Source organism: [Bacteroides] pectinophilus (assembly GCA_025146925.1).
Classification (GTDB): domain Bacteria; phylum Bacillota; class Clostridia; order Lachnospirales; family Lachnospiraceae; genus Bacteroides_F; species Bacteroides_F pectinophilus.
Genome location: CP102260.1, coordinates 2,058,092 through 2,071,259 on the forward strand (window position 1 = coordinate 2,058,092; position 13,168 = coordinate 2,071,259).

Sequence of the window (13,168 nt, forward strand, 5' to 3'; positions counted from 1 at the left end):
GATCTACTCCCCTGTCTTCTGCACTATATCTTCATTATTTGTAAACTTTGTCTCAAGCGAAATGCTCTCCCTGTACATTCTGTTGGATTCCCCGTTAATCAGAATCTGTACGCGGTCAATCTGCGGAATGTCACACAGTGAATTCACGATTGAATATACCGGAACCATCTCTGCTGCGTTAACCATACCGTCTATGAATGTAGAATCAAGATTAACATAGCATGTTCCGTCGGTAACAGATATTCCAAGAAGCTTTACATTGGCAGGAAGTGTCCTGTAATATCCGGAAATCCCCGGTCCGTTTATGAGCTGCTCGACCACTACTCTTTCAATCGGAACATTCTTATTATATGTTACGTTCATATCCATCGGTATAAGCTTATCGCCCTTAGCATTAGCAAAATAAAGCTTTATATCGGCTGACTGTATATCTGCCGAGTTACTCCCTGATGCTTCAACAAAATCATCTGCGCTCATCATTCCTATCACAGTTCCATCAGCATATGTTGCAGGTGCACCATCTACATAGAACGTAACATGGTCAACTTCCGGAAGCTGCGTAAGTGTCTTAACAACTGCTGCACGGTAAAGCACTTCCGTTGCATTATCCATTGACTTATATGTATCCGTATAATATATATATACATTCTGACCATCTGTCTGTACATGATCCACTTTGACATATGCAGGTCTTGCCGGAATAAATGTACTTTTCTTTCTTGCCTTATCCATCTCATTAACAAGCGCCTGTGCATCTGCAGATTCGTCAAGCTTTGTCTTGTATTCGGCCAATGCCGTGCGTTCCTGATTAACATAGTATATTGTGAACTGATTCTTTGACGATGATGCCCCGCAGCCTGTCAATGATACTGTAATAAACACACATACCGACAGAACGGCCAGCATTTTTTTGCATGTATTCAATATATTAATATTATGACTTTTCACAACTGCCTCCTGCCATCTATTCGGGTACGTAATTTAGCGGTATTCTCACCGTAAATGTAGTTCCCACGTCTTCTTCACTGTGAAGCCTTATTGCCCCATGGTGCATAAGAACCGCATTACGTACAATCGAAAGTCCGAGTCCTGTCCCGCCTGTCTGTCTTGAACGTGCCTTATCAACACGGTAGAATCTCTCAAACACCATCTTCTGGCTCTCCTGAGGGATACCTATTCCGTTATCCTCCACACGCACATAAAAATATCTGTGATCCGCATTCAGTGATACATGCACCCAGCCGTTGTCACGATTGTATTTGATTGCATTCTCCACAAGATTGGATATGGCAATCGTAAACTTAACCTCATCAATCTCGGCAACAACGGGCCTGAAGCTTTCAAAAAGGAGCTCTATATTCTTCTTCTGGGCAATCGGCTTAAGTCTCTTAAGTATAAGCTCAAGAAGCTCATTAATATTAACCGAAGAAATATTAAGCGTCATTGAAGACTTATCCATCTTAACAAGCGATAGGAGATCATCAATTATCTTACTCTCTCTGTCAATCTCTTCAACAATATCTGCCATAAATTCCCGGTAAAGTTCAACAGGGACATCTTCCTGCGTATTAAGTGAATCTGCCAGTACCTTCATTGATGTGATAGGTGTCTTAAGTTCATGTGATACATTAGACACAAATTCCTGCCGTGACTCGTCAAGATTATTCATCTTATCAAGTATGTCGTTAAAGCCCGATGTCATGTCCGAAAGCTCGCTATACGCTCCCTTCCTGATTCTGCGGTCATAATGTCCCATCGCTATATCGTTGACCTGGTGCGTAACATTGCCTATGGGACGCACAAGTATCCCGGATATGATAAATGCAATAATAATGAGCATTGTTATTGCCGAAACCTTGATTATGTATATCTTCTGCAGCACATCATCAGTATAATTAAGAGCTTCACTTACATCTGTTGACATAACAACAACTGCATATGCATTCTTATTGTCATCCAGAACAGGAGTCATTATCTCTATGCTTCCTGCTGCTTTGTTATACGCAGAAATAGTTTTTTTCGTTGTAAACGCTTTGATAACATTCTCAGATACAATTGTCTTGCCGCTCTCAAAAGCATATGAATCATATGCAATAACATATCCGTAATTAACAAGAAGAATCCGTGAATCACTGAATGTAGAATACTGTCTTATGACAGCCTCATAAGAACCGGTTGATGTAAATGTCTTATCCTGATACTTGCCAATCTCTCCGGCCAGTGCAACAGCCTGTACCTGAAGCTGTGCCTGCGTATTATTAATCATCGCTGACCTGTAATAAGCATGCATGGAATGTTCAAGTACAGTCATCGGTATAGAACCAAGTATGAGTATCACAGCAAATATGCCAAATCTCATACTATGGATAAACTTTTTGATTTTACCAATAATGGTCTTAATTCTGCCCAAAATAATAGCCTACTCCCCACTTTGTCTGTATATATTTAGGATCGCTTGCGTTAGGTTCAACCTTCTCGCGCAGTCTTCTTACATGTACATCAACCGTTCTTACATCTCCCGGATAATCATACCCCCAGACTGTATTAAGAAGCGACTCTCTTGAATACACTTTGCCGGGATTAGATGCAAGCAGTTCCATAAGGTCAAATTCCTTGGCTGTAAGATATATCTCTCTTCCGCTTATCTGAAGCGTTCTTGCATCGCAATCAAGCTTAAGACTTCCTGAACTGATTACCTTACGTGCGGCCTCGCTTTGTCTGCCCTCGCTCTCACTTCCACCGCTTCTTCTGAATATTGCCTTCATTCTTGCTTTAACCTCGAGAATGTTAAACGGCTTCGTTATATAATCATCGGCACCATATTCCAATCCGAGAATCTTATCCATATCATCGCCCTTAGCCGTAAGCATAATTATCGGTACATTGGAGAACTCCCTTACCTGCTGGCATACTGCAATTCCGTCTATCTTTGGCAGCATCAGATCAAGCAGCACCATGTCATATGTGTTGGTTTTGATCATCTCAAGTGCTTCCTCGCCATCATAAGCACAGTCAACTTCCATTCCATCCTGTAAAAGGCTGAAGCGTATTCCTTTTACGATTAATTTTTCATCATCTACTACCAAAATCTTCCTTGCCATCTGATTCTCCAATTTTCATAATTAAATATATAATTCCGAATTCCGGTCACTTTACACAGATATCATCTTTAATCTTTGAGTACGCGGCTTCCTTTATTCCGCTTACTTTCATGACATCCTCCGTCTTCTTGAAACTTCCGTTGCGCGTTCTGTAATCTACTATATCTCTTGCCCTTGACTCCCCAATTCCCTTAAGTGTCATCAGCTGTTCAACAGACGCCGTGTTAATGTTAATCTTTGTCTTCTGTCCATAAATGTCATCATCACCGGTTACACTTCCGGATAATCTGCTTCCTGCCACATCGTCTTCTGCTTCATCCAGATGAGGAACATACAAGGTCTGTCCGTCAGTGACAGTCTTAGCCATTGAAACCGACAGAGTGTACGCGTCCTCTGCAAAGCCTCCTGCAAGTGCTATCAGTTCATGCACCCTTGAGCCTTCCCTCACTTCATAGACGCCCGGTTCATTGACACTTCCGCACACATAAACATATATAAGTTCCGGCTGTGATTCCTGCAAGGCCGTATCGTTCTTACCGTTCTGCAGCTCAGCGTCCGTTGTGCCAGCATCCGGCATTTCAGTCATGCTCTCCGGTCTGTAGTCCGGCATATAATCTGACATATAGTATATGCTTCCGCATATAAGAACTGCCAGTGCAAAAATTATTAATTTGTTAGTTTTATGCATATTCTCCCACCTTCTCCGGTAGAAGCCCCTTTATGCTTATTTCATTTTATATGAATCAGCTTCATATTACAAGTGATTTTGCAAGAGATTTACAACAGATTTTGCCTGCAAAACCCAAAAAAATATTTACACTAAGTTAGCGATATAGTACAATGGAAAGCATGTATTGGAAAGGCATGGTTATATAAAATATGAATGATAAAATCAACAATCTTATCAAAAAATTTCTGAACAAAGAAACTATAAGCTATTTAATTTTCGGTGTACTCACAACAATAATCAATATTGTTGTCTTCTGGTTTGCCGAACGCGAACTTGCATTTATAATGTCTGAAGATGCCGCATCCCTTGTAGGCAATGTTATAGCATGGGTTATTTCTGTTGCATTTGCTTTTGTAACTAACAAGCTTTTTGTCTTTGAAAGCAAAAGCATGGCTTTTAAAGTAGTAATGGCAGAACTTACAGGATTTGTAATCGCAAGACTTCTCTCACTTGCTTTCGATGAAGGGTTTATGTTCGTTGCAATTGTACTCCTTGGCATGAACAGTCTTCTTGCGAAGATTATAAGCAATGTATTTGTGGTAATAATCAATTATGTACTCAGCAAGTTCTTTATATTCAAGAATAAATAATCTATAAGGAGGCATCGATGAAGAAGTTTTCATTTCATTTTAATCTCATAGACGAGGATGACGAGAGGATTCCACATGGCAACCTTACATATATAGTTGCCTTTTTAATTCCTCTTATAATGTTCATGGCACTTTATTATGTACGTGAGATATACCCTTTCGGAGATAACTGCTATCTGCGTTCGGACATGTACCACCAGTACGCGCCATTCTTCAAGGAACTCTGGCGCAAGCTTGCCCATGGTGAAAGTCTCTCATATTCATGGGACATAGGAATGGGCACCAACTTCACTGCATTGTATGCATACTATCTTGCAAGTCCCGTTAACTGGCTCATAGTTCTTTTCCCGCAAAAATATATCATCGAGATAATGAATGCAATTATTATCATAAAAGCTTCTCTCGCAAGTGTTGCATTCACATATTATATCAGCAGGCATTTTAACAATAAAAGCTGCACTATTGCTCTTTTCGGTATGTTCTACGGAATGTCCGGCTTCATTGCCGCATACAGCTGGAATATCATGTGGCTTGACTGTATTGTCATGCTTCCGCTGGTCATGCTTGGTCTTGAGCGCCTCGTTAATGAAAACAAATGTCTTCTTTACTGCATAAGTCTCGGCTTCTGCATTTACACTAATTATTATATTGCAATTATGATATGTATATCCGTTGTTCTGTATTTTGTTGTGCTCATGTTCGTGTATAACAGGAACAGAAGCTTTAAGATATACCTTAAAAAGTTTTTTAACTTCTGCCTTTACTCACTCCTTGCAGGTGGTCTGGCAGCGTGTCTCCTGCTTCCTGTAATGTATGCCTTCTCACTTTCGGCATCAAGCAGTTCGACATTTCCTGAGACTCTTACAAACTATTTTTCAATAGTAAGCATGCTGTGCAGGCATCTCATCAATATACCTGTACATCTCGGACTTGAGCATTATCCTAACATCTACTGCGGTGTGATGGTCTTTATGCTTGTTCCGCTGTATCTCATGAATAAAAATGCAAAGACAGGTGAGAAGGTTGGCAAATGTCTCCTTCTGCTTATCTTCCTTACGGCATATAATCTCAATATTCCTAATTATATCTGGCATGGATTCCATTATCCAAACAGCCTTCCTGCCAGACAGTCATTTATATATATCTTTTTCCTTCTGACGATGTGCTATGAAGGCTTTAAAGACATAAAACAATACTCAAAGAAACAGATTGGCACTGCATTTGCAATAGCCTTTGCAATAATGCTTTTTATTGAAGAATGCGGTCTGAACGAGATGTATGAATGGAAGTCCGTATATATCAGTGCGGCATTTATAATTGTATATGCGCTGCTTGCGCTCTTCTATAACCGCAACAGACTGAAGGCTCCAATACTTCTTTTTGTACTCTTTGCATCAACAATCATAGAATGCACCATTAATATGGAGAATACAGGCTTAAGCACAACCGGCAGAAGCGCTTATCTTCTAGACAACGCTGCTGTTGATAATCTTCTTGAGAAGGTAAGAGCTGATGATACCGGTTTCTACAGAATTGAGAAGACTTTTGGTCTTAAGACTAAGAACGATGCGGCATGGCATGGTTATCCAAGTATATCAACATTCTCTTCCACTGCTCCGTCAGGAATAACAGACCTTCTCGGAAGCTTGGGCTGCGAGCACTCAATGAATGCTTACTCATACCATGGTTCAACACTTGCAACTGCTTCTATATTTAATGTAAAATATATAATCAGCAATAAGCTGCTTCCTGAGAGTAATCTTTTTAACTTCTATTACGGAAGTGACGGCGAATTTCTCTACGAGAACAAATATACTCTTCCTGTAGGATTCATGGTTGATTCCGCTATTGAAGACAGATGGATTACTAATTCGCCTTATAACGGAATTGAGGTTCAGAACAGTTTTTATAAGACTAATACAGGAATTGAAGACGTGTTTGAGCAGGTATATGAATTCCGTACAGATACTGAGGTTAATTTTACACCTTATACTAATGCACATATGTATGCTGTCGTTCGCAATGTTAACTGTGATACGGTTACAGTAACGATTAACGGTAAGATGTACACATATTCAGGTCTTAAGAACGGTAACAGAATCATCGATATCGGATATGTGACAACCGAGGACAGTGTTATTCTTGCCGGAGACACAAGCATGAACGCCCTTGTGTATGCAATGGATTCTGATAAGTTCGTAAGAGCCTGCAACATATTAAGTTCAGGCGGACTTAATGTTACAAAGCACAGTGACACAGCAATAAGCGGAACCGTCAATACAGCAAGAGATGGAGTAATGTTCTTTTCAATACCTTATGACAACGGCTGGACTGTTAAAGTAGACGGTAAAAAGGTGTCTGCATTTGCAATAAAGGATGCCGTACTTGGAATTAACCTCTCAGCAGGTGAACACACAATTGAGCTGAAGTACCGCCCGGTTAATCTTATACCGGGAATTATGATAACACTGGCAAGCATTCTCATACTTGCAGCACTTACACTATTTGGAAAGTATGTACGCGAAGGACGCATAGATTCTTCTAAGCTTCCGGGATTTGTACAGGATTATCTCAGAGATGATGACAGCCTTCACAACTAATACAGCAATCATCTTATTGCATAATTAAAAGGCCGTTGATTCAATATTATAAAATTTATACAGGCTTCATAACAGCCGGAATGGAGGATAACATGAAACTTTGGGGAGGACGATTCACCAAGGAAACAGACAAGCTTGTCTACAACTTCAATGCATCAATATCATTTGACCAGAAGTTCTTCAGACAGGATATTCAGGGAAGTATTGCACACGCTACAATGCTCGGTGCACAGGGAATTATATCTAAGGATGATTCAGAAAAAATCGTAGCAGGCCTTAAGAGCATTCTTGAAGATATAGAGAGTGGAAAGCTTGAGATTACTGACGAGTATGAAGATATTCATACATTTGTCGAAGCTAATCTTATTGAGCGCATCGGCGATGCCGGCAAGCGTCTCCACACCGGACGCAGCCGCAATGATCAGGTTGCACTTGATATGAAGCTTTATACACGCGACGAGATCGGCAATGTCGACGAAGAACTCAGGGAGCTTCTTCAGGTAATCTTACGAATAATGAAGGAAAATGTTGAGACATATATGCCGGGCTTTACACATATGCAGAAGGCTCAGCCTGTTACAGTAGCACATCACTTTGGTGCTTATTTTGAGATGTTTAAGCGTGACAGAAGCCGTCTTTCTGATATATTTGCCAGAATGAACTACTGCCCTCTCGGCTCAGGTGCCCTCGCAGGAACTACATATCCGCTCGACAGAGAGATGACTGCAAGGCTTCTTGGCTTTACTGGTCCCACACTCAACAGCATGGATTCAGTTTCTGACAGGGATTACCTTATTGAATTCCTTGATGCACTTTCAATTATAATGATGCACCTCAGCCGTTTTTCAGAAGAGATCATAATCTGGAATTCAAATGAGTACAAGTTTGTTGAACTTGATGATGCATACAGCACAGGAAGCAGTATCATGCCTCAGAAGAAGAATCCTGATATTGCTGAGCTTGTGCGTGGTAAGACCGGCCGTGTATACGGTGCACTTATGTCACTTCTTACAACTATGAAAGGAATTCCTCTCGCTTACGATAAGGATATCCAGGAAGATAAGGAACTTACATTTGACGCAATTGATACTGCCAAGGGATGCATCTCTTTATTCAAGGGCATGATTGATACAATGACTCTTAACAAAGACATAATGGAAGCAAGTGCAAAGCATGGTTTCACTAATGCTACTGATGCTGCTGATTACCTTGTTCGTAAGGGTGTCCCATTCCGCGATGCTCATGGAATTATCGGTCAGCTCGTACTCTACGGAATTGAGCATCACAAGGCTCTCGATGACTTTACGCTTGATGAATACAAAGCTGTATGCGATGTATTTGATGATGATATCTACGATGCAATCTCTCTTAAGACATGCGTTGAGAAGCGCCTTACAATCGGTGCTCCGGGCAAATCTGCAATGGATGCCGTCATAGCACAGTATGAGCAGTATCTCGCAGAATAATCCGCATGATTTGCAGTATACCCTTACTTTTTTAGAAATGGAGATGTTTCGATGTCCAGATTATTAGTTTACCTTAAGGACTATAAAAAGGAATGTATATTTGCTCCGCTCTTTAAGATGCTCGAAGCATTGTTTGAACTTTTTGTTCCGCTTGTCATGGCTGCCGTAATTGATACCGGTATCGCCAATTCAGACAAGCCATATATCATTAAGATGTGCCTTGTTCTTGTTCTTCTTGCAGTTGTCGGACTTACCAGTTCGATAACTGCACAGTTTTTTGCTGCCAAAGCTGCGACCGGTTTTGCAACAAAACTTCGCCATGCCCTGTTTGAGCACATTCAGGGCCTTTCCTTCTCTGAACTTGATACTGTCGGCACATCAACACTTATAACAAGAATAACCAGTGATATTAACCAGACACAGTCAGGTGTCAACATGGTTCTGAGACTGTTCCTGCGTTCACCTTTTATCGTATTCGGTGCTATGGTAATGGCATTTACGATAAATGTTAAGGCAGCTCTTATATTTGTTGTGACGATTCCTCTTCTCTCAATCGTTGTATTCGGAATCATGAAAATTACGATGCCTCTGTATAAAAAAGTTCAGGGGCTTCTCGACAATGTCCTTGGCATAACCCGTGAGAATCTTACAGGTGCCCGTGTTATCAGGGCTTTCAACAAAGAAGCAGATGAGCGTAAGCATTTTGAAGAAACCAACGAATCACTTACGTCAATGCAGAAGTTTGTCGGCAAGATATCTGCTCTTACCAATCCGGTTACTTATGTAATCATCAATGCAGCAACCCTTGTACTTCTGTGGACAGGTGCAATCCAGGTAGATGGCGGCATTATTACTCAGGGTGCTGTTGTTGCCCTTGTTAATTACATGTCACAGATTCTTGTGGAGCTCATAAAGCTTGCCAACCTTATAATCACAATAACCAAGGCGCTTGCATGCGCCAACCGTATAGAAGCTGTATTTGAGATTAAGTCAAGCCAGGAGATTGCTGAACCTGCCGAGTCAGCATATGACGGTCATCCAGGTAATGCCGGAAGTAGTTCATCAGATGCAGTTGTTGAGTTCAGGCATGTAGACCTTGCGTACAACTCAACAGGCGAAAGTGCATTGTCAGATATAAGCTTTAAGATTCTTCATGGACAGACTGTCGGTATCATCGGAGGTACCGGTTCAGGTAAATCTTCGGTTGTCAACATGATTCCGCGTTTTTACGATGCAACCGGCGGTACAGTTCTTGTTGACGGACGCGATGTCAAGACTTATGAATTCGATGAACTCCGCAGCAAGATAGGCATGGTTCTCCAGAAGGCCATCCTCTTCAAGGGAACTATCCGCGAGAATCTTCTCTGGGGCAAGAAGGATGCCACAGATGCTGAGATTATGGATGCGCTGAAGATATCACAGGCACTTGAATTTGTTAATAAAAAAGAAGAAAAGCTTGACTATATGGTTGAGCAGGGAGGCAGGAATCTCTCAGGCGGCCAGAAGCAGCGTCTTACAATTGCCCGTGCTCTTGTAAAGCGTCCTGAGATTCTTATTCTTGATGACAGTGCATCAGCGCTTGACTTTGCTACTGATGCGGCACTCCGCCAGTCGATAGCCGCTATGCCTGATGCGCCAACAACATTTATCGTATCACAGCGTGCAGCTTCAATGATGCAGGCCGACCAGATAATTGTTCTTGATGACGGACATATTGCAGGCATCGGAAGGCATGAAGAGCTGCTTGAAAACTGCCATGTATATCAGGAGATTTACTACTCACAGTTTCCTAAGGAGGTGGCAGAATAATGAGCATGGAAAATAAATCATCGCAGACAGCTACACTTCTTAAGGTTCTGTCATATATTAAAAAATATAAGCTGTACATTATTCTTTCTCTTGTAACAGCCGCCGTAACCGTTGCTTCATCACTGTACATTCCCATTCTTACAGGTGATGCAATTGATTATATTATAGGTCCGGGAAAAGTCGATTACAGCGCAATACTTAAGATTATAATTGAAGCATGCGTTGTAATGGGCATAACAGCCATTTCACAGTGGATAATGAATACCTGTAACAACAGGATAACATTTCATGTAGTACGTGATATAAGAGATGAAGCATTCAAAAAAATCGAGATTCTTCCTCTCAAATATATTGACGCCAATTCATATGGTGATATTGTAAGCCGTGTCATTGCCGATACCGATCAGTTTGCAGATGGTCTTCTCATGGGATTTACACAGCTTTTCACAGGTGTTCTTACAATTGTAGGTACACTCGGATTTATGCTTTCAATCAATGCCGGAATAACATTAATAGTTGTTCTTATTACTCCTCTTTCACTGTTTGTGGCAAGCTTTATTGCCAAGCACACATTTTCAATGTTCAAACTTCAGTCGCAGACAAGAGGTGAGCAGACGGCACTTATTGATGAGATGATCGGTAACCAGAAGGTTGTTCAGGCATTTGGATATCAGGATGATTCACTTGCACGCTTTGATGTGATTAATGATAAGCTCCAGCACTATTCTCTGCGTGCCATATTTTTCTCATCAATCACCAATCCTGCAACAAGATTTGTAAACAGCCTTGTATATGCGGGTGTGGGAATATTCGGTGCATTCTTTGCAATCAACGGAAGGCTTACTGTAGGACAGCTTTCATGCTTCTTAAGCTATGCCAACCAGTACACAAAGCCATTTAACGAAATCTCAGGTGTCATTACGGAGATTCAGAATGCAATTGCATGTGCCGCAAGAATATTTGAGCTTATCGAAGAAGAACCACAGATACCTGACAGTGACAACGCCATAACAATGCCTGCCGTCAAAGGCAACATTGACATCGAACATGTATATTTTTCATATGTTCCCGACCGTCCGCTCATTGAGGACTTCAACCTTAAAGTTAAGCCGGGCCAGCGCGTTGCAATAGTAGGTCCTACCGGCTGTGGTAAGACAACTCTTATTAATCTGCTTATGCGCTTCTACGATGTAAACAGCGGAACAATATCTGTTGACGGAACATCGATAATGAATATGACACGTCATTCACTTCGCCAGAACATCGGCATGGTTCTTCAGGACACATGGCTTAAGGCAGGTACTATCCGTGATAACATAGTTATGGGTAAGCCTGATGCCACAGACGATGAGGTTATTGCCGCTGCAAAGGCTTCGCATGCTGACAGTTTCATAAAGCGTCTTCCTGACGGCTACAACACATGGATTACTGAGGATGGCGGAAGCCTTTCACAGGGACAAAAGCAGCTTCTGTGCATCACACGTGTCATGCTCTGCCTGCCGCCTATGCTTATTCTTGACGAGGCTACTTCATCTATTGATACAAGAACTGAGCTTAAGATACAGCACGCATTTGCACAGATGATGCAGGGCAGGACAAGCTTTATCGTTGCACACCGTCTGTCGACAATCCGTGAGGCTGACATAATCCTTGTTATGAAGGACGGAAAGATTATTGAGCAGGGCAGGCACGAAGAGCTTCTTGCAAAGGGCGGCTTCTACGCTACACTTTACAACAGCCAGTTTGTTCAGGTAAAACAGTCTTAAAGCAGCAATCAAATGTATAATAAATTCTATAGAGCATAAAATAAAATCTCCGGTGCCGGGACATTATCAGTTCCGGCACCGGAGATTTTGTTATCATATTATCAGAAACACTTTACATGCTAATTCATGTACTGCGCCCACTTAATCTTGCTTTCATCTATTCTCATGTTATATTCATCACCGATTACGTAGTCAGGGATTCCATTATTGGTTGTTGCCAGAAAATCCTTAAATGCCTCTATGTCTATATTCCCACCAAGATAGTCCTGCCAGAAATTCTCATTGGCTGCAAAAAGATAATTATCCATCTCTTCCGATGCCCAGTCAATAATATCCATAGCTTGTCTGTACTGAATAGAATTGGCAAATAAAAGTTCCCAGTCATACTCTTCGGAATCCTGTGAAATACATCTGATTCCATCCTCGCTGACCGCCGTTATATACATTCTCGGAACAGCTCCCAACATAGCATCCTCCGGTGATACAGGGTATACTGCCTTCAAAAGCTCTGACGTAAGTAATGTAAGCTTTCTGTCATCTTCCTGCTTCTGAAGTAATTCCTTAAGTATCTTTTCGTTCAGTTCCTTTGACAGCTTTCTTGACTCATCAGCCTCTTCCTTAAGCTTATTGCCCTGCTCTTTGACCGCTTTCTTTATATCATCCTGAGCACTGTCAAAGTTCTCCAACAGCCTGTCCCACTGTCGGTCAGTAAAAGTCTGGCTGCCGGTCTGAAAAGAAGGCTCTGCCGTGCCATTATCTATATCATCGCGCATCTTCTCCTTATAAAGGCTGATAAATTCCATGTAATCCTTATTCTTCAATGCCGCCTTCATATGGTCTGATGCAGTATTAGCGTCTGTTATTGTGCCGATTCCTGTTGCGGCATTAGTACCGGCTTTGCTGTCTACACTGCTGATTGCCATATATTCTGTCCCTCCGTTCACAATGGTATATATTAATATATCGGCAGCCAATTAAAAAATATTACTTCTTTTCTTCAAGGTAATCAATATCTTCCCATGTAATGTGAATATCCAATGCTCCTATCAAAGAAATTAATTCCAAGATTCAACGAATGCTTTATTACAGCTTCAACATAAAAAATC

General features: G+C 41.4%; 10 protein-coding genes. 5 read left to right on the plus strand and 5 right to left on the minus strand.

The window, feature by feature from the left end; translation table 11 throughout:
• Positions 1–3 precede the first annotated feature (3 nt).
• The 4 genes from NQ488_09690 to NQ488_09705 are packed head-to-tail and all read right to left on the minus strand — an operon-like array spanning position 4 to position 3,789.
• Complete coding sequence (locus NQ488_09690) at positions 4–948, minus strand: GerMN domain-containing protein (GenBank protein ID UWN94850.1); 945 nt, start codon at positions 946–948, stop codon at positions 4–6.
• Positions 949–964: 16 nt separating this feature from the next.
• Positions 965–2,410: an ATP-binding protein gene (locus tag NQ488_09695; GenBank protein UWN94851.1), complete on the minus strand. Its 1,446-nt coding sequence runs from the start codon at positions 2,408–2,410 to the stop codon at positions 965–967.
• Positions 2,397–3,101: a response regulator transcription factor gene (locus tag NQ488_09700; GenBank protein UWN94852.1), complete on the minus strand. Its 705-nt coding sequence runs from the start codon at positions 3,099–3,101 to the stop codon at positions 2,397–2,399. The genes NQ488_09695 and NQ488_09700 overlap by 14 nt, the downstream gene beginning before the upstream one ends.
• Before the next feature lie 46 nt (positions 3,102–3,147).
• Positions 3,148–3,789 carry a helix-hairpin-helix domain-containing protein gene (locus tag NQ488_09705; protein UWN94853.1) on the minus strand — a complete coding sequence of 214 codons (642 nt, stop codon included), beginning with the start codon at positions 3,787–3,789 and terminating at the stop codon, positions 3,148–3,150.
• 191 nt (positions 3,790–3,980) lie between these two features.
• On the opposite strand from NQ488_09705, the gene NQ488_09710 reads away from it, so the two are divergent.
• From NQ488_09710 to NQ488_09730, 5 genes are all read left to right on the plus strand, one after another.
• Complete coding sequence (locus tag NQ488_09710; GenBank protein ID UWN94854.1) at positions 3,981–4,421, plus strand: GtrA family protein; 441 nt, start codon at positions 3,981–3,983, stop codon at positions 4,419–4,421.
• A gap of 17 nt (positions 4,422–4,438) precedes the next feature.
• Positions 4,439–7,021: a YfhO family protein gene (locus NQ488_09715; GenBank protein UWN94855.1), complete on the plus strand. Its 2,583-nt coding sequence runs from the start codon at positions 4,439–4,441 to the stop codon at positions 7,019–7,021.
• A 92-nt stretch (positions 7,022–7,113) separates the two neighbouring features.
• Positions 7,114–8,487, plus strand: coding sequence for an argininosuccinate lyase (gene argH / locus NQ488_09720; protein ID UWN94856.1), 1,374 nt, complete (start codon positions 7,114–7,116; stop codon positions 8,485–8,487).
• A 51-nt stretch (positions 8,488–8,538) separates the two neighbouring features.
• Positions 8,539–10,296, plus strand: a complete 1,758-nt coding sequence (locus NQ488_09725) for an ABC transporter ATP-binding protein/permease (GenBank protein ID UWN94857.1) — start codon at positions 8,539–8,541, stop codon at positions 10,294–10,296.
• Complete coding sequence (locus NQ488_09730) at positions 10,296–12,062, plus strand: ABC transporter ATP-binding protein/permease (protein UWN94858.1); 1,767 nt, start codon at positions 10,296–10,298, stop codon at positions 12,060–12,062. The genes NQ488_09725 and NQ488_09730 overlap by 1 nt, the downstream gene beginning before the upstream one ends.
• 119 nt (positions 12,063–12,181) lie before the next feature.
• Here the strand turns inward: NQ488_09730 and NQ488_09735 are convergent, their stop codons facing one another.
• Positions 12,182–12,985 carry a hypothetical protein gene (locus NQ488_09735; protein ID UWN94859.1) on the minus strand — a complete coding sequence of 268 codons (804 nt, stop codon included), beginning with the start codon at positions 12,983–12,985 and terminating at the stop codon, positions 12,182–12,184.
• Positions 12,986–13,168 lie beyond the last annotated feature (183 nt).